This is a genomic window from Polymorphospora sp. A560, assembly GCF_045781765.1.
Taxonomy (GTDB): Bacteria; Actinomycetota; Actinomycetes; order Mycobacteriales; family Micromonosporaceae; genus Polymorphospora; species Polymorphospora lycopeni.
On sequence record NZ_CP122282.1, the window covers coordinates 2056272 to 2074009 of the forward strand.

Consider the following 17738-nt stretch of genomic DNA (forward strand, 5'->3'; position numbering starts at 1 on the left):
AGCGCCGAAGGAGGGCCCGGGTGACTCCACGAACCACCGGGCCGGCTGTGCCGCCCCGTCAACCGGACGGGGTAGGGTCTACCGCCGTGCCCGGCAATCCGCGTCCTCACACCGTCGCTCCCCACCGGCTGGCCGGCCTCGCCGCGCTGCTCGGCGTCACACCCCCGGACGGCGCCGTGGCGCTGACCGTCACCGGGGTGACGCACGCCAGCGGCGACGTGCTGCCCGGCGACCTCTACGCCGCACTGCCGGGCGCCCGCCGGCACGGCGCCGAGTTCGTGCCCGCCGCGGCGGCGGCCGGCGCGGTCGCCGTACTCACCGATCCGGCCGGCGCCCCGGCCGCCGCGGCCGCCGGCCTGCCGGCGCTGGTCGTCGACGACCCGCGGGCGGTGCTCGGCACGGTCGCCTCGGCCGTGTACGGCGATCCCACCGGCGACCTGCTCGTCATCGGCGTCACCGGCACCGCCGGCAAGACCTCGACCGCCTACCTGGTCGAGTCGGGGCTGCGGGCCGCCGGGCACGTCACCGGCCTGATCGGCACCGTCGAGACCCGGCTCGGCGAGCTGACCGTGGACAGCGTCCGCACCACGCCGGAGGCCACCGACCTGCACGCGATGCTCGCCGCCGCCCGCGAGCGCGGCGTGACCGCCCTGGTCATGGAGGTGTCCAGCCACGCGCTGGCGATGGGCCGGGTCGGCGGGGTCCGGTTCGACGTCGGCGGCTACACCAACTTCGGGCAGGACCACCTGGACTTCCACGCCGACTCCGCCGACTACTTCGCGGCCAAGGCGCAGCTCTTCGACGGCCGGTGCGGGGTCGAGGTGCTCAACCTCGACGACCCGGCACTGCTGCCGTTGCACAAGCCGGACACGGTGACGTACTCCGCCGCCGGTGACCCGGCCGCGACCTGGCGGGCGACCGACATCGGGGGCAGCGGCTACGAGCAGCGGTTCGTCGCCCACGGCCCCGGCGGGGTCGCCGTCGAGGCCGGCGTGGCGCTGCCCGGCCGGCACAACGTCGCCAACGCGCTGCTCGCCATCGCGGCCCTGGTCGCCGTCGGCGTCGACCCGGTGACGGCCGCCGCCGGGGTGGCCGCCTGCCGTGGGGTGCCGGGCCGGCTGGAACTGGTCGACGCGCCGGGTCCGGTGCGTGGCGTGGTCGACTACGCACACAAGCCGGACGCGATCGTGGCCGTCCTGGCCGCGCTGCGCGACCTGGTCGGCGCCGGACAGGGCCGGCTGATCTGCCTGATCGGTGCCGGCGGCGACCGGGACCGGGCCAAACGCCCGGTGATGGGGGCGGCCGCCGCGCGCGGCGCCGACCTGGTCCTGGTCACCGACGACAACCCGCGGTCGGAGGACCCGGCCGCGATCCGCGCCGAGGTGCTGCGCGGCGCCGCCGATGCCGGCTCCACCGCCCGGATCGTGGAGGTGGCCGGCCGCCGGGCCGCGATCGACGAGGCCGTCCGGCTGGCCGGGCCGGGCGACGTGGTCGCGCTGCTCGGCAAGGGCCACGAGCGCGGCCAGGAAATCGCCGGGGTCACCCACCCCTTCGACGACCGGGTCGAGCTGGGCGCCGCGCTCGCCGCGCGGTTCGGGCACCTGGTGGGGCAGCGATGATCCCGCTGACGCTCGCCGAGGTGGCCGGGGCCGTCGACGGCCGGCTGGCCGGCACCGACGGAACCGCGACGGTCACCGGCACCGTCGAATACGACTCCCGCAAGATCGGGCCGGGCGGCCTGTTCGTCGCGTTCGTCGGGGAGAAGGTCGACGGCCACGACTACGCGGCGCGGGCGGTCGAGGCCGGCGCGGCCGGCGTGCTCGGCAGCCGCGAGGTGCCGGGCGTACCGATGGTCGTGGTGGCCGATCCGCTGGCGGCGATCGCCGCGCTGGCCCGGGTCTCGGTACGCCGGCTGCCGGACCTGACCGTGGTCGGGGTGACCGGTTCCTCCGGCAAGACCTCGACCAAGGACCTGATCGGCCAGCTGCTGGCCCGGGTCGGTCCCACCGTCGCGCCGCCCGGTTCCCTCAACAACGAGCTGGGGCACCCGCACACCGTGCTGCGCGCCGGGCCGCAGACCCGGTTCCTGGTGCTGGAGAAGGGCGCCCGCGGCCCCGGACACATCAGCTACCTGTGCCGGATCGCCCCGCCGACGATCGGCGTCGTGGTCAACGTCGGGGTGGCGCACATCGGCGAGTTCGGTTCGGTCGAGGGGATCGCGACCGCGAAGGGCGAACTCGTCGAGGCGCTGCCCGCCGACGGGGTGGCCGTGCTCAACGCCGACGACCCGCTGGTCAGCGCCATGGCCACCCGTACGGCGGCCCGGGTGGTGCTCGTCGGCGAAGCGGCCGACGCCGACGTGCGCGCCGAGAACGTGCAGCTGGACGAGCGGGGCCGGGCGTCGTACACGCTGGTGACCCCGGACGGACGGCACCCGGTCCGGCTCGGGCTCAGCGGCCGGCACCAGGTCGGCAACTCCCTGGCCGCCGCGGCGGTCGCCCGCGAGGCCGGGCTGCCCGACGCCGAACTCGCGGCGGCACTGGGCGAGCTGCGGCTGGTCTCCACCCGCCGGATGGACGTGTTCGACCGGCCCGACGGCGTCACCGTCGTCGACGACTCGTACAACGCCAACCCGGCTTCGACGGCGGCCGCGCTGCGCGCGCTGGCCGCGATGGGCAAGGACCGGCGCACCGTCGCCGTGCTCGGCTACATGGCCGAGCTGGGCGAACAGGAGCGTTCCGGGCACGAACAGGTCGGCCGGCTGGTGGCCGAGCTGGAGGTGGACCGCCTCTACGTGGTCGGCGCGGCTGCCGCCCCGATCCACGAGGCGGCAACGGCTGATCCGAGATGGGGAGGAGAGTCGGTGCTGGTGGCCGATCAGGAAACGGCGGTCGGGCGGTTGCGTGACGAGTTGCGCGCCGGTGACGTCGTCCTGGTGAAGGGTTCGCGTTACCAGACCTGGGACGTGGTCGACGCGCTGCGTGCGAACGGGGGAGCCGCGGCGTGAGGGCGGTCATCGTCGCGATCGGCGTGGCGTTCCTGGTCTCGCTGTTCATCACCCCCGTCGCGATCAAGGTGTTCACCCGGTTGAAGGCCGGGCAGCCGATCCGCTCCGACGGCCCGCAGATGCACCTGGGCAAGAAGGGCACGCCGACGATGGGCGGCGTGGCCTTCATCGTGGCCACCGTCATCGCGTACGTGGCCGGGCACCTCGCCCTGACCACCCTGCCGGACCAGCAGATCTTCCAGGTCGGCCCGACCATCACCGCGCTGGTGCTGCTCGGCCTGTTGGTCTTCTCCGGCGCGGTCGGGTTCCTCGACGACTTCCTCAAGGTCCGCAAGCGCAACAGTCTGGGCCTCAACAAGCGCGGCAAGCTGATCGGGCAGATGCTGGTCGGCGCCGTCTTCGGCGTCATCGCCCTCTACTTCCCCAGCACGAACGGGGAGACCGTCGGCAGCACGACGCTGTCGTTCGTCCGCGACATCGACTTCCTCGACGTCGGCAAGGTCGCCTCGGTCATCATCTTCATCTTCGTGGTGATGGCGGCGACCAACGGCGTGAACCTGACCGACGGCCTCGACGGTCTGGCCACCGGCGCGTCGGTGATGGTGCTCGGGGCGTACGCGTTCATCGCGTTCTGGCAGTACCGGCACTGGTGCGCCGACCCCAACTACGTGACCCGCGAGGACATCTACTGCTACGCCGTACGCGACCCGCTGGAGATCGCGCTGATCGCCGGCGCGGCCGCCGGGGCGTGTGTGGGCTTCCTGTGGTGGAACACGTCGCCGGCCCGGATCTTCATGGGCGACACCGGCGCGCTCGGCCTCGGCGGGCTCATCGCCGGGATGGCGATGTCCACCCGTACCGTGCTGCTGCTGCCGATCATCGGCGGGCTCTTCGTGATCATCACGATGTCGGTCGTCATCCAGATCATCTCGTTCCGCACCACCGGCAAGCGGGTCTTCCGGATGTCGCCGTTGCAGCACCACTTCGAGTTGGCCGGCTGGAGCGAGGTCAACATCGTGGTCCGGTTCTGGATCATCGCCGGGATCGGGGTCGCGATCGCGCTCGGCCTGTTCTACAGCGATTTCCTGACCGCCATGGGCTGACCGGTCACGATGGGCGATTCGCCCCGACACGCCCGGCCGGCGGCAACGCCGCCGGGCGTCGGACGAACGCCCATGATGAGGCGATGTGGCAGGACGGGAGGGCCGGGCGATGACGGGAGAGCAGCCGCCGGACGACGAGGGGGCGGTACCGGCCACCGACCGGCCCGGGCCGCCACGGGCCGAGGCGGCCGCCGGGTCGCCACGGGCCAAACAGCCGGCCGGGCCGGAGCGCACCGGCCAGCAGGTCGGTGGGCCGCGACGGGCCGGAGCGCCCGCCGGGGCACCGGGGCGCGGCGTCGACCTGTCCGGCGGGCTCGCCGCCCTGCGCGGCCTGCTCGCCCGGCCGCTCGCCTCCTACTACCTGCTGCTGTCCAGCGCCGGCCTGCTGCTGGTCATCGGCCTGACCATGGTCTACTCGGTGACCAGCGTCAGGTCGTTCGCCGACGTGGGCAGCGCCACCGCCACGTTCGCCAACCAGGCAGCCTTCGCGCTGATCGGCCTGGTCGCCTTCTGGGTGTGCCAGCGGCTGCCGGCGCGTACGTTCCAGGCCCTGGCGATCCCGGTGCTCGGTGTGGCGCTGACCCTGCTGGTCATCCTCGACGCGCTGCTGGCCCTCGCCGCGCTGGGGCTGCTCAAAGAGTCCGTCCTGGGACCGCTGGAGGCCGACCGGCTCTGGCTCTTCATCGGGCCGGTCGGGCTGCAGCCCTCCGAGGTGGCGAAGTTCGGCATGGTGCTGTGGGGCTCCGACGTGATCGCCCGCAAGGGGGCGGCCCTGGGCTGGTGGCGGGAACTGGCCATGCCGCTCTTCCCGGTGGTCGGCCTGCTGTTCGTGCTGGTCGGCTACAACGACCTCGGCACCATGCTGTGCCTGCTCGCCGTGGTCGTCGGCCTGCTGTGGGCGGCCGGCGTACGGCTGCGGATCTTCGCCACGCTGTCGGTGCTCGGCCTGGCCGGCGTGGGCCTGCTGATCGCGGCGGCGTCGCAGGGCGGCGAAGGCGGCAACTACCGGCTCGACCGGCTCACGCTGTTCTTCAACCCGCCAGACGACTGCAAGCTCGACCTGTGCTACCAGATGATCCAGTCCCGCAACGCGCTGGACACCGGCGGCTGGTTCGGGGTCGGCCTGGGCAAGGGCAGCCTGAAGTGGGACTGGTTGCCGGCCGCCGACAACGACTTCATCTTCGCCATTCTCGCCAACGAGCTGGGCGTGGTCGGCTGCTTCGTCGTGCTCGCCCTGTTCGGCGTGCTCGCGTACAGCGGGATGCGGATCGCCCGCCGGGTCGAGGGGGACTTCCGGCGGCTGGCGGCGGCGTCGGCGACCACCTGGCTGGTCAGCCAGGCGCTGATCAACATCGGTGGCGTGGTCGGCCTCATCCCGCTCACCGGCGTGCCACTGCCGTTCATCTCCCGCGGCGGCAGCGCCCTGCTGGTGACCCTGGCCGCGGTCGGCATGCTGGCGTCGTTCGCCCGCGCCGAACCGGACGCCGCCCGAGCTCTGCATGCCCGACCGCCGGCCCGATGGGTACGACTACTCTGGGCCCCGTTGCCGCCGCTTCCCGCCGGGCGCCGCGCGGACCGATCGTCCGCGCCCACCGCCCGGAGCACCGGTTCCGGTGCCAGGCGGGGCGCCGATCCGGGCGCCACGAAGCGGCGCGACGGCGACGCCCGGCCTAAGCAGGGCGGCACGGCGCGGCCGCGCGCCGGTTCGGGCAGCGAGAGGAGACGTTGATGGGTCAGCTTCGGTCGGTCGTGCTCGCCGGAGGTGGCACCGGGGGACACATCTACCCGCTGCTGGCCTTCGCCGACTGCCTGCGCCGACACGACCCCAACGTCCGGATCACCTGCGTCGGCACACCCAAGGGCCTGGAGAACGAGCTGATCCCGCCGGCCGGCTACGACCTGCGGCAGATCCCGGCCTACCAGCTGCCCCGGTCGATCAACGTGAACCTGATGCGGACCCCGGACCGGATGTACAAGGCGGCCCGCGCGGCGGGCAAGGTGATCGAGGAGGTCCGGGCCGACGTGGTCGTCGGCTTCGGCGGGTACGTCTCGGTCCCGGCCTACCTGGCCGCCTGGCGGCGCGAGCTGCCGATCGTCATCCACGAGGTCAACGTGCCGCCGGGGGTCGCCAACCGGCTCGGCATGAAGTTCACCAAGCACATCGCGGTCGGCTTCCCGCACCAGCCGGCGCAGGCCGAGTCGCTGCGCAACGCCCGCGTCGTCGGGGTGCCGCTGCGGCGCGGCATCACCGGCCTGGACCGATGGTCCCAGCAGGCCGCCGCCCGGGCGCACTTCGGGCTGCGGCCCGACCTGCCCGTCGTCTTCGTGTCCGGTGGTTCGCAGGGCGCCCGCTCGATCAACCTGGCCGTCGCCGGGGCGGCGAAGGAACTGGCCCGGCACGGGGTGCAGGTGCTGCACGTGATCGGCGCCCGTAACGAGCCGGTGTCGGTGCCGACCGATCTGCCGGTGCCGTACGTGACGCTGCCGTACCTTTCGCAGATGGAGCTGGGCTACGCCGCCGCCGACCTGATGCTGTGCCGCGGCGGGGCGATGACCTGCGCCGAGGTGGCCGCGATCGGGCTGCCCGCGGTCTACGTGCCCTACCCGCACAGCAACCAGGAGCAGAAGCGCAACGCGCTGCCGGTCGTCGAGGCGGGCGGCGGTCTCATCGTCGACGACGCCGAGCTGAGCCCCGGCTGGATCGAGAGCAACCTGCTGCCGCTGCTGCGCGACCCGCGCCGGCTCGCCGCGATGGGTACGGCGGCGGCGGCGTACGGGCGCCGCGACGGTGACGAGGCACTGCTCGACTTCGTTTACGAGGCAGTGGCCCGATGAGGCTCGCGACACAAGGCGGTGGCCCGACGGACGGGGCGCCGCGACACGGGAGGGTTCGGCTGTGAACATCGCACAGGCCGGTGCGACCGGCACGTTGGCCGCCGAGGATCTGGGCGCCATCCACCTGATCGGGGTCGGCGGCGTCGGCATGAGCGGGCTGGCCCGCCTGCTGCTCACCCGTGGCATGGTGGTGTCCGGCAGCGAGTTGCGCGAGTGGCCGGCGCTGGCCGGGCTGCGTGCCCTGGGCGGCACGATCCACATGAACCACGTCGAGTCCAACCTCGACGGTGTCGACACGGTCGTCTACTCGACGGCGATCCCGCAGGACCACCTCGAACTGGTCGAGGCCCGCCGGCGCGGCCTGCGGGTGCTGCACCGCTCGGAGGCGCTGGCGGCGACGATGACCGGCCGGCGCACGGTCGCGGTCGCCGGCACGCACGGCAAGACCACGACCACGTCGATGATGACGCTGATCCTGCAGCACGCCGGCGAGGATCCGTCGTTCGTGATCGGCGGGGAGATCTCCGAGGTGGGATCGAACGCCCACCACGGCACCGGCCGGTACTTCGTCGCCGAGGCCGACGAGAGCGACCGCTCGTTCCTGCGCTACCGGCCGTACGTCTCGATCATCACCAACGTCGACGCCGACCATCTCAACACGTACGGCGACCTCGCCGGGCTGGAGGCGGCGTTCGTCGAGTACGCCGAGCTGACCGACCCGGACGGGTTCGTGGTGACCTGCGCCGACGACCCGGGGGCGCAGCGATTGATCGCGACCCTGCGGGCGCGCGGCCGGCGGGTGTTCACGTACGGCACCGCCGCCGCCGCCGACCTGCGGCTGACCGAGGTCGTCTCGTCGGTGCAGGGGGTGCGCTACTTCGCCCATCTCGACGGCGTGTCGCTGGGCGAGATCCGGCTGCCGGTGCCCGGCCACCACATGGGCCTCAACAGCGCCGCCGCCCTGCTCACCGCCCGCAAGCTGGGTGTGCCGCTGAACGCGGCCGTCGAGGCGCTCGCGACCTTCCCCGGGGTACGCCGGCGGTTCGAGCGCAAGGGGGTGGCCGGCGGCGTCCAGGTCTACGACGAGTACGCGTACCACCCGATCTCGATGACCGCGGCGCTGCGCACCCTGCGCGAGGTCGCCGCCGGCGGCCGGCTGCTCGTGGTGTTCCAGCCCTACCGGGTCTACCGCACCCGTGACCTGCATGCCGAGCTGGCCGCCGCGCTGTCGCTGGCCGACGAGGTGATCGTCCTGGAGGTGTTCGGTCCGGGCGAGGTCCGCGAGCCGGGGGAGGGTGGCGTGGCGCTGACCGCCGCGGTCGACCTGCCCGACGCGCGGAAGGTGTTCGTGCCGTCCTGGGAGGAGGTGCCGGCCGAGGTGACCCGCCGGGCTCGCGCCGGTGACCTGGTGGTCACCATGGGCGCCCCGCCGATCTCCCTGATGGGCGACGAACTGCTCGACGCGCTGGCCCGGCCCGCCCCGGACGCCCCGACCCCCGGCGCGGGATGACCGCCGGGGCCGGCCGCGGGCGGCCCGGCGGCCCGGCGGCCGGCGGGCGGGACCGCCAGGGTGAGCCCACCCGGCGGTGGCGGCTGGTGCGTGCCGGCAGCGACGCCGTGCCGCCGTCGGTACGGCGGTTCATGCGCCGGGCCCGCCAGCGCCGGCTGCGGGCGGCGCTGCCGTGGGCGGTCGCCGGTGCGCTGCTGGCCCTGGTCGGCCTGGCGGCCTGGGTGGTCTACGGCACCGCCGTGTTCGGCGTACGCGACGTGCGCGTCAACGGGACGGATCTGCTGACCCCCGACCAGGTACGCGCCGCGGCGGCGGTCCGGTCCGGCGCGCCGCTGGCCGGCCTGGACACCGGTGCGGTGGAGCGCCGGGTCGGTGGGCTGGCGCAGGTGGAGCGGGTCGCGGTGTCGCGGGAGTTTCCGAACACGGTGGTGGTCGACGTGGTGGAACGTACGCCGGTCGCGGTGGTGCCGCGCGGCGAGGCGTTCGTGGTGGTGGACGCGTCCGGTGTGGTCTTCCGTGAGCTGCCGCAGCGGCCGGACGGGCTGCCGCTGGTGCGGGTGGCCGAGCCGGGACCCGACGACCTGGGCACCCGGGGGGCGCTGACGGTGCTGACCGCACTGACCGACGACCTGCGGCGGGAACTGGTCGAGGTGGTGGTGGACAGTCCGGCGCGGATCCGGTTGCTGCTGGCGGACGAGCGTGAGGTGGTGTGGGGCGACGCCACGGACAGCGCGACGAAGGCCGAGGTGGCGACCGCACTGCTCGCCCGCGAGGGTGACATGATCGATGTCAGCGCGCCCGACGTGGTCACGATCCGCTGAGCCGCTGGTCCGATATCCGACTCACACCTTGGCGACACGCCGCGCAGGTCCTTGGTTGCGGCCGCGCGTCCGCCTACCTTGCCGGTGAGGATCAGTAGTTGACATAACTGTAAGCCTCTAGTAGAGGGTTAGGGTTCACCCCCTGACCCTTGTCGTACCGAGTGGATGTTGATCGCGGTCTGGCCGGGCCGCACACGGTCGGCAGCCGCCCACCTCGAAGGGAAAGGTCGCCCGATGACTCCTCCGCACAACTACCTGGCGGTCATCAAGGTCGTCGGCATCGGTGGCGGCGGTGTGAACGCCGTCAACCGGATGATCGAGGTCGGCCTCAAGGGCGTCGAGTTCATCGCCATCAACACAGACGCCCAGGCGCTGCTGATGAGCGACGCCGACGTCAAGCTCGACGTGGGCCGGGAGCTGACCCGCGGGCTCGGTGCGGGCGCCAACCCCGACGTCGGCAAGAACGCCGCCGAGGACCACCGCGACGAGATCGAAGAGGTGCTCAAGGGTGCCGACATGGTCTTCGTGACGTGCGGCGAGGGCGGCGGCACCGGCACCGGCGGGGCGCCGGTGGTCGCCAACATCGCCCGCAAGCTCGGCGCGCTGACCATCGGTGTCGTCACCCGGCCGTTCTCGTTCGAGGGCAAGCGCCGCCAGGTGCAGGCCGAGGCCGGGATCGACGAGCTGCGCAACCAGTGCGACACGCTCATCGTGATCCCCAACGACCGGCTGCTCGCCCTGGGCGACCGGGGGATCAGCATGATGGACGCCTTCCGGCAGGCCGACCAGGTGCTGCTCTCCGGTGTCCAGGGCATCACCGACCTGATCACCACCCCGGGCCTGATCAACCTCGACTTCGCCGACGTCAAGAGCGTCATGAGCGGCGCCGGCAGCGCGCTGATGGGTATCGGCAGCGCGCGCGGCGACAACCGCGCGGTGGAGGCGGCCGAGGCGGCGATCTCCAGCCCGCTGCTGGAGCAGAGCATGGACGGTGCCCGGGGCGTGCTGCTGTCCATCGCCGGCGGCTCCGACCTGGGCCTGTTCGAGATCAACGACGCGGCCCAGCTGGTGACCGACGCGGCCCACCCGGACGCCAACATCATCTTCGGGGCGGTCATCGACGACGCGCTCGGCGACGAGGTGCGGGTGACCGTGATCGCGGCCGGCTTCGACGGCGGCACCCCGGCGTACAAGCCGGCCGCCGCGCCGGGCAAGACGCCGCCGCCGGCGCAGCCGGTCTCCGGCGGCGGACCCGTCAGCCCGCCGCCGGTCAGCCCGCCGCCGGCCCAGCCGCCGCGCCGGGTGCTCTTCGACGACGTCGATGTGCCGGACTTCCTCAAGAACGGGTCCTGAGCCGGTCCGATGACCGAGTCGACCCAGGGGCGCGAGGAGCGCCGCGCCGAACTGGCGGCGGGCCTCGCCCGGACCCGCGCGCGGATCGCCGACGCCTGCGCGGCGGCCGGCCGCGACCGGGGCGAGGTGACCCTGATCGCGGTCACCAAGACCTACCCGGCCTCCGATGTCGAACTGCTCGGCGGCCTCGGCGTGACCGAGGTGGGGGAGAACCGCGACCAGGAGGCGGCACCCAAGGCCCGGGCGGTCGCCGCCGCCGGCACGCGGGTCACCTGGCACTTCGTCGGCCAGCTCCAGCGCAACAAGTGCCGGTCGGTGGTCGGATACGCCGACGTGGTGCACTCCGTCGACAGTGTCCGGCTGGCCCGGGCGCTGGCCGACGCCGCGCGGCGGCACCGGGACCGCCCGCTGGACGTACTGGTGCAGGTCAGCGTCGACGGCGATCCGGCCCGGGGCGGCGCGCTGGCGCCGGCCTGGGGGGCCGATGCGGTCGAGGCGGACCGGCGGCTGGACGAGGTGGCGGCCGTGGTGGCCGGCGACGGTCCGCTGCGCCTGGCCGGGCTGATGGCGGTGGCGCCACTGGGCTGGCAGCCGACGGCGGCGTTCGAGCGGCTGGCCGCGATCGCGGCCCGGTTCCGTGTCGATCATCCGACAGCGACCGCGCTCTCGGCGGGCATGAGTGCCGACCTGGAAGAGGCGATCAGGTACGGCGCGACACACGTGCGCGTCGGCAGCGCGTTGCTCGGAATGCGTCCCACGCTGCGGTAGCCTGACGGCGGACACCAAACTACATCAGTGTTGTTTGGGGACGGGCCTTCCCGATCGGGGGACACGGCCGGTGCTCCACGGTGATCCGGTCGTGACCGGCCGGTGAGCCGTCGACAACCGGTGGTGACGGTTCCGTGCCCGGCGGGGGACACCGCCGCGGCCGCGGACCACGGGGGAGCCGGTCCGGTCACCGAAGTGGACACCACAGTGTCCACGCGCGTGACAGTGGCACGGCACGGGGGGCTCGTGCCGCACGGCGGACGGAGGGGCGCGGCGATGGGTGCACTGCGCAAGGCGGGGGTCTGGCTCGGCCTCGTCGAGGAGGACGACGAGCGGGGCTACGACGACGGCGGCTACCGCGACTCGGGCTACCGGCAGAGCCGGTATGCCGACGAGTTCAACGACGACGAGGACGACCGCGACGAGCCGCCGGCCCTGCCCCGGGCGCGGGCCAGCGAGCGGGCCCGGCTCGCCGAGCGCAACGTGGGCCGCGGCGCCGACCTCGACCGTGACCGGGGTGAGCCCGAGCGGGTCGAGCGCACCGAGCGGATCGACCGTCCGGAGCGCTCCAGCGTGCGCTCGATCACCCGGGCCGGCGGCTCCGAGTCGTCGTCCGCGCTCAGCTACCAGACCCGGGACAACCTCGCCCTGGCACCGCAGGTGCAGGTGCGGGAGCGGGCCGTGGTGGCCGAGGAGGAGCAGCGTTACCAGATCACCACGCTGCACCCGACCACCTACCGTGAGGCGCGCACGATCGGCGAGCACTTCCGCGACGGCGTACCGGTGATCATCAACCTCACCGAGATGGACGAGGCGGACGCCCGCCGCCTGGTGGACTTCGCCGCCGGGCTGGCGTTCGGGCTGCGCGGTACGATCGAGCGCGTGACCAACCGGGTGTTCCTGCTCTCACCGGCCAACGTCCAGGTCACCGCGGAGGACAAGGCCAAGATCGCTGAGGGCGGGTTTTTCAGTCTGAGCTAACCCGACCGAGGGACCCCGCCTGCCGTGTTGTCTATCGTGCTGCAAGTCCTGTATCTCATCGTTTACCTGTTCCTTCTGACGCTTTTGGCGAGGTTCGTCCTCAGCGCCGTGCTCCAGTACGGCCGCCGCTGGCAGCCCGGTCGGGGGGCATCCGCAGGATTGGAATCCGTGTGGAGCGTCACTGATCCGCCCCTCAAGGCGTTGAGGCGTGTGATCCCACCATTGCGAATTGGTACCGTGAGCTTCGACCTGGCCTCCCTTGTGCTCCTGGTTATCCTGTTCGTGCTGATGGAATTCGTGTTAAGGCCGCTGATCCTCAGGTGAACGTCCTGGGAACCAGCGAGCCACGCGGCCGCAACTGACCCGAGGAGTTTCGATGCCGCTGACCCCGGCCGACGTCCACAACGTCGCCTTCAAGAAGCCTCCGATAGGCAAACGGGGGTACGACGAGGAAGAGGTCGACGCCTTCCTGGACGAGGTCGAGCGTGAGCTCGCCCGTCTGATCGAAGAGAACAACGAGCTGCGCGCGCAGGTGGAGCGCGGCGGTCGTGGCGGCGCTCCAGCCGGCCCGGGCGCCGACCCCCGGCTCGCCGCCGAGCTCAACGACACCAAGGCCCAGCTCGACCGGGTGCAGCGCGACAAGGCGGCGGCCGAGCAGGCGGCCCGTGCGATGCAGGCCGAGCTGGAGCAGATCCGCGCGCAGGGCGGCCCGGTCTCGGGCGGCGACGGCGAGCAGCAGGCCCTCCGGGTGCTGATGATGGCCCAGCGGACCGCCGACGACCACGTGTCCGACGCGCGTCGGGAAGCCGACAAGCTGCTGTCCGACGCCCGCGGCAAGGCCGAGGAGGTGACCCGGGAGGCGCGGGCGAAGGCCGACGCGCTGGAGCGGGACGCCCGGCAGCGCCACCAGGAGGCCATGGGCGGCCTGGAGGAGAAGCGCACCGCGCTGCAGAAGCAGCTCGAGGAGCTCAAGCAGTTCGAGCGCGAATACCGCACCCGGCTCAAGGCCTACCTGGAGAGCCAGCTCCGCGACCTCGACGGCCGCGGCCAGAAGCTCGAGGGCGAGATGACCCGCGCCGAGGTGGGGGGCCGTTCCGGTAACGGTTCCGGGTTCGCGGCGGCGGGGATCTCCGGGTCCTACGGCGGGAGCCGTTCCGGCGCGCTCGAAGCCGGTCGTTGATCCGGGTCCACGACCACAGAGGACAACGTCAACTCAAGCGGCGGGGGTGAGCCGTGATCGTCGGAAGTCTGCTGCTCATCCTCGTCGCCGTTACGCTGCTCGTACTCGGACTGGCAAACGGTTCGAGCGCGTTGCTGATCAGCTCGATCGCCGCGAGCCTGCTGGCCGCCGTCGCGCTGGTGGTGGGTGCCCGACAGGCGGCCGCCGCCCGCGCGGGGGCCGGCCTTGGCGACGACCTGGATCCGCGTGCCGGCGACGAGGATGACCAACCGCACTACCACCGCGGCGGGGCGGGGGCCCGGGTGACCGAGCCGGCCACCCGGCACGGCGCCGGGGGCTGGGCCGAGGGCGACACGTCCGTCGCGGTCGCCGAGCCGATCGCCCCGGCCGTGCCGACACAGGGCGGCTACCCGCAGGAGAGCGCGACCGACGATCCCGGTCCGCGTGGACAGTTCCCCCGCTCGGCACCGGCCGACCAGCCGTTCACCCGGTCGGCGCCGGTCGACGAATCCGTCTACCGGTCGACCTCGGTCGACCGGACCGCGCAGACGGTCGCGACCGACCCGGCGGGCGAGGAAGACCCGCCGGACGAGCCGGCGGCCCAGTACGTCTCGCCCGCGGAGGCGGCCCGCATCGCCCGGATGTCCAGCGAGGTCCTCGTCGTCGACGGACGGCCCCGCTACCACCTGGGCGGCTGCGTCCACCTGCTCGGCCGGGAGGGCGAACCGCTGCCGGTCGGCGAGGCGGTCGAGCTCGGCTTCACCCCGTGCAGCCTGTGCGAGCCCGACAGCGCCCTGCTCGCCGACGCCCGCCGGGTCTGACCCGCGACGGATCTGGCCACCGGCCACTCCCGCCGGATCTCGCCAGCGCTCACGCCCGGCGCCGCTGGCCACCCGGCCGGCCCACCGTTCGGCTGTCCGACGGACGCGGCGCCGGCCGGTCGACCTGCACAATGAGGCATGACCAGTGCCGGCGGCCGCCGTACGGCGGGTGAGCCGACCCCGTCCGGACCGTTCACCGTCGCCGTACGGGTCAAGCCCGGCGCGTCCCGGGCCCGGGTCGGCGGCTGCCACGAGGGGCCGTACGGGCCGGCGCTGGTGGTCGCCGTCAACGCCCCGCCGGTCGACGGCCGGGCCACCGAGGCGGTCCGCAAGGCGCTCGCCGCCGCCCTGGACGTACGCCCGGCGGCGGTGATCCTGCGCACCGGGGCGGCCAGCCGCGACAAGCTGTTCGTGGTGGACGGTCCGGTCCCGGCGCTCGACGCCCGGCTGCGCCGGTTGCGCGACGGATCCGCGCACTGAGGCCGTCGGCGAGGGGCCGCGATGACCGGCAACCTCGACCTCGCGCTGCTGATCGGTTCCGCCGTGCTGCTCGTCGCCGTCGCCGCGGTCCGGTTCTCCACCCGGCTCGGGCTGCCCAGCCTGCTGGTCTACCTGGCGCTCGGGGTCGCGATCGGGGAGGCCGGGCTCGGCATCCGGTTCGACGACGCCGAGCTGACCCGTACCCTCGGCTTCTGCGCCCTCATCGTGGTCATCGCGGAGGGTGGGCTGACCGCGCGGTGGAGCACGCTGCGGCCGGTGCTGGCCGTGGCGGCGACGCTGGCGACGCTCGGCGTGGCGGTGAGCATCGTCGTGGTCGGCGCGGTGCTCCACGTCGGGCTGGGCCTGGACTGGCGGCTGGCCCTGCTCTACGGCGCGGTGCTGTCGTCGACCGACGCCGCGGCGGTGTTCGCGACGCTGCGCCGGCTGCGCCTGCCGCGCCGGCTGGTCGCCCTGCTGGAGGCCGAGTCCGGGATGAACGACGCCCCAGTCGTGCTGCTGGTCGTGCTGCTGTCCACCACCGGCTTCGGCGCCCATCCGTGGTGGTGGGAGGGGCTGCTGCTCACGTACGAGCTGGGGCTGGGAGCGGCGGTCGGCCTGCTGGTGGGCCGGGCCGGGCAGTGGCTGCTCGGCCGGGCCGCGCTGCCGGCGGCGGGGCTGTATCCGATCGCGGCCGTCGGGCTGACCGTGCTGGCGTACGCGGCGGCGGCCGTGGTGCACGCGTCGGGGTTCCTCGCCGTGTACGTCGCCGGCGTGGTGCTCGGCAACGCCCGGCTGCCGCACCGGCAGGCCATCCTCGGCTTCGCCGACGGGCTGGCCTGGCTGGCCCAGATCGGCCTGTTCGTGCTGCTGGGCCTGCTGGTCTCGCCGGCCCGGCTGGACGACGCGCTGCTGCCGGCGATCGTCGCCGGGGTGGCGCTGGTCTTCCTGGCCCGGCCGCTGTCGGTGCTGGTGTCGACGCTGCCGTTCGGCATCGCGGTACGGGAGCGGCTGTTCCTGTCCTGGGCCGGGCTGCGCGGCGCGGTGCCGATCGTGCTGGCGACCATCCCGCTGTCGGCGGGGGCGCCGGGGGCGGCCCGGCTGTTCGACGCGGTGTTCGTCCTCGTGGTGATCTTCACACTGGTGCAGACCTCGACGCTGGCGCCGGTGGCCGCGCGGCTGCGGGTGACCGCGCCGGCCGAGCCGGCGGAGATCGTGGTGGAGACGGCGCCGCTCGACCGGATGGGGGCCGACCTGCTGCAGCTGGAGATCCCGCCGGGGTCCCGGCTGGCCGGGGTGCACCTCGACGAACTGCGGCTCCCGGTGGGGGCGGTGGTTACCCTGCTGCTGCGGGACGGGACCGGTTCGGTGCCGGGGCCGGAGACCCGGCTCAAGGTCGGCGACAGTCTGCTGATCGTGGCGACCGCGCAGGTGCGGGACGAGACCGAGCGGCGGCTGCGGGCGGTCGGTCGGCGCGGCAGGTTGGCCCGTTGGTTTCACGAATATGGTGACGGCCGCGCGGAATGATCAGCTAGAGTTCCCTTTGCCCTAATTTGGCGGTTAATTAGGGCGCAAACCAGTCAGAACCGGGCAGCCTGTTGTCGGACGTGTGTACGTTCCGTATTCTTGCGAATCTCCGGAGTGCGCGGCGACCGCCGCGCACCGTTCTGCAACTGGGAGCCACACCCGCCCGTCGACGAGTACGGCGGCGCGGGGTCCTGTCCAGGCACCGCCGATCGCCGCGGACGCCGCGGCCAAGGGAGCGACGATGGCGAAGCCAGCCGACACGAAGACCGCGACCGCCGGCAAGCCGGTCGCCAAGGGCACCCGCAGTGCCGCGGAGACCGAGAAGATCCGGGCCGCCCTGGCGGCGCGTTGCGACGAACTGCGCGCCGAGTACGATCAGACGCTGAGCGAGATCACCGAACTCCAGCGCGGCCGGCTGACCGACTCGGCAGGGGACGACCAGGCCGACACCGGCACCAAGACGCTCGAGCGGGAGCAGGAGATCTCGCTGGTCAACAGCATCCTGGAGCGCATCACGCAGGTCGAACGGGCGCTGGAGCGGCTCGACGAGGGCGCCTACGGCTGGTGCGAGCGGTGCGGCAACCCGATCCCGGTCGAACGGCTCGCCGCGTTCCCGTCGGCGACCCTGTGCGTGACGTGCAAGCAGTTGGAGGAGCGACGCTGAATGCCGGTGGGGACCAGATGACCGCCGTACCCGACGCGGCCGGGCCACGCCCGGCCGCGACCCGTCGGCGGGCGGTGACGGTCCTCACGGCGATCGCCGTCGTGACGGTGCTCGCCGACCTCGGCACCAAACACCTCGCCCTGCAGATGCTGGAGGACCGCGAGCCGGTACGCCTGCTCGGCGGCGCCGTCTACCTCACCCTGATCCGCAACAGCGGCGCCGCCTTCAGCCTCGGCAGCGACTACACCTGGGTCTTTCCGACGGTCACGATCGTGGTGGTCGGCTGGATCGGCTGGCTGGCCCTGCGGCTGCGGTCGGTGCCGTGGGCGATCTCGCTCGGGCTGGTCCTCGGCGGGGCGCTGGGCAACATGGTCGACCGGCTGTTCCGCGCCCCCGGCCCGTTCCTCGGCCACGTCATCGACATGGTCAGCGTCTTCGACCCGCGCGGGCAGGTGTTCCCCATCTTCAACCTGGCCGACAGCGCGCTGGTCTGCGGCGTGCTGTTCGCGATCTTCCTCGAGTTCACCGGCCGCCAGCGCGACGGCACCCGGATCAGCGCCCGCGAGGCCACCGGCGGCACCGCCGGGAAGGGCCGCGACAAGTCGGTCGAACCCGAACCCGAACCCGCCGCCGCGGCCGACCCGGCCCGGCCCGTCGCCCGGACCGAGCGGTGACCGCCGGAGCGCCGGCC

At 73.3% G+C, this 17738-nt stretch carries 17 protein-coding genes; all 17 read left to right on the forward strand.

Going from position 1 to position 17738, the window contains the following annotated elements; all coding sequences use genetic code 11:
* Nucleotides 1-86: 86 nt before the first annotated feature.
* The 17 genes from QCD66_RS09390 to lspA all read left to right on the forward strand — a co-directional run bounded on the left by QCD66_RS09390 (nucleotide 87) and on the right by lspA (nucleotide 17721).
* Nucleotides 87-1619 (forward strand): UDP-N-acetylmuramoyl-L-alanyl-D-glutamate--2,6-diaminopimelate ligase, encoded by a 1533-nt coding sequence (locus QCD66_RS09390; protein ID WP_364221461.1) that lies wholly within the window; start codon nucleotides 87-89, stop codon nucleotides 1617-1619.
* On the forward strand, nucleotides 1616-3007 hold the full coding sequence (murF, locus tag QCD66_RS09395) for a UDP-N-acetylmuramoyl-tripeptide--D-alanyl-D-alanine ligase (RefSeq protein ID WP_375737283.1): 1392 nt from the start codon (nucleotides 1616-1618) through the stop codon (nucleotides 3005-3007). Before QCD66_RS09390 ends, murF begins: the two co-directional genes overlap by 4 nt.
* On the forward strand, nucleotides 3004-4110 hold the full coding sequence (gene mraY, locus QCD66_RS09400) for a phospho-N-acetylmuramoyl-pentapeptide-transferase (protein WP_212820989.1): 1107 nt from the start codon (nucleotides 3004-3006) through the stop codon (nucleotides 4108-4110). Before murF ends, mraY begins: the two co-directional genes overlap by 4 nt.
* Before the next feature lie 109 nt (nucleotides 4111-4219).
* Entirely contained in the window at nucleotides 4220-5839 is a 1620-nt protein-coding gene (locus tag QCD66_RS09405; protein ID WP_407567078.1) for an FtsW/RodA/SpoVE family cell cycle protein, read from the forward strand.
* On the forward strand, nucleotides 5839-6945 hold the full coding sequence (murG, locus tag QCD66_RS09410; protein ID WP_357537529.1) for an undecaprenyldiphospho-muramoylpentapeptide beta-N-acetylglucosaminyltransferase: 1107 nt from the start codon (nucleotides 5839-5841) through the stop codon (nucleotides 6943-6945). Before QCD66_RS09405 ends, murG begins: the two co-directional genes overlap by 1 nt.
* A 61-nt stretch (nucleotides 6946-7006) precedes the next feature.
* Entirely contained in the window at nucleotides 7007-8455 is a 1449-nt protein-coding gene (gene murC, locus QCD66_RS09415; RefSeq protein ID WP_375737281.1) for a UDP-N-acetylmuramate--L-alanine ligase, read from the forward strand.
* A complete protein-coding gene (locus QCD66_RS09420) occupies nucleotides 8452-9276 on the forward strand; it encodes an FtsQ-type POTRA domain-containing protein (protein ID WP_364221473.1) in 825 nt (274 codons plus the stop codon). Before murC ends, QCD66_RS09420 begins: the two co-directional genes overlap by 4 nt.
* Before the next feature lie 234 nt (nucleotides 9277-9510).
* Nucleotides 9511-10629: a cell division protein FtsZ gene (gene ftsZ, locus QCD66_RS09425; protein ID WP_357537523.1), complete on the forward strand. Its 1119-nt coding sequence runs from the start codon at nucleotides 9511-9513 to the stop codon at nucleotides 10627-10629.
* A 9-nt stretch (nucleotides 10630-10638) separates the two neighbouring features.
* On the forward strand, nucleotides 10639-11397 hold the full coding sequence (locus tag QCD66_RS09430; protein WP_364221479.1) for a YggS family pyridoxal phosphate-dependent enzyme: 759 nt from the start codon (nucleotides 10639-10641) through the stop codon (nucleotides 11395-11397).
* A gap of 276 nt (nucleotides 11398-11673) precedes the next feature.
* Nucleotides 11674-12378: a cell division protein SepF gene (locus tag QCD66_RS09435; protein ID WP_364221482.1), complete on the forward strand. Its 705-nt coding sequence runs from the start codon at nucleotides 11674-11676 to the stop codon at nucleotides 12376-12378.
* 24 nt (nucleotides 12379-12402) lie between these two features.
* A complete protein-coding gene (locus QCD66_RS09440; RefSeq protein WP_357537518.1) occupies nucleotides 12403-12702 on the forward strand; it encodes a YggT family protein in 300 nt (99 codons plus the stop codon).
* 52 nt (nucleotides 12703-12754) lie between these two features.
* Nucleotides 12755-13558, forward strand: coding sequence for a DivIVA domain-containing protein (locus QCD66_RS09445; protein WP_357537516.1), 804 nt, complete (start codon nucleotides 12755-12757; stop codon nucleotides 13556-13558).
* Nucleotides 13559-13611: 53 nt separating this feature from the next.
* Entirely contained in the window at nucleotides 13612-14379 is a 768-nt protein-coding gene (locus QCD66_RS09450) for a hypothetical protein (protein ID WP_375734849.1), read from the forward strand.
* A 138-nt stretch (nucleotides 14380-14517) separates the two neighbouring features.
* Entirely contained in the window at nucleotides 14518-14859 is a 342-nt protein-coding gene (locus tag QCD66_RS09455) for a DUF167 domain-containing protein (protein WP_375734850.1), read from the forward strand.
* Nucleotides 14860-14880: 21 nt separating this feature from the next.
* Nucleotides 14881-16383: a potassium/proton antiporter gene (locus QCD66_RS09460; RefSeq protein ID WP_375734851.1), complete on the forward strand. Its 1503-nt coding sequence runs from the start codon at nucleotides 14881-14883 to the stop codon at nucleotides 16381-16383.
* Between the two features lie 241 nt (nucleotides 16384-16624).
* On the forward strand, nucleotides 16625-17047 hold the full coding sequence (locus QCD66_RS09465) for a TraR/DksA C4-type zinc finger protein (RefSeq protein WP_357544201.1): 423 nt from the start codon (nucleotides 16625-16627) through the stop codon (nucleotides 17045-17047).
* 17 nt (nucleotides 17048-17064) lie between these two features.
* Nucleotides 17065-17721 carry a signal peptidase II gene (gene lspA, locus QCD66_RS09470; RefSeq protein ID WP_375734852.1) on the forward strand — a complete coding sequence of 219 codons (657 nt, stop codon included), beginning with the start codon at nucleotides 17065-17067 and terminating at the stop codon, nucleotides 17719-17721.
* Nucleotides 17722-17738 lie beyond the last annotated feature (17 nt).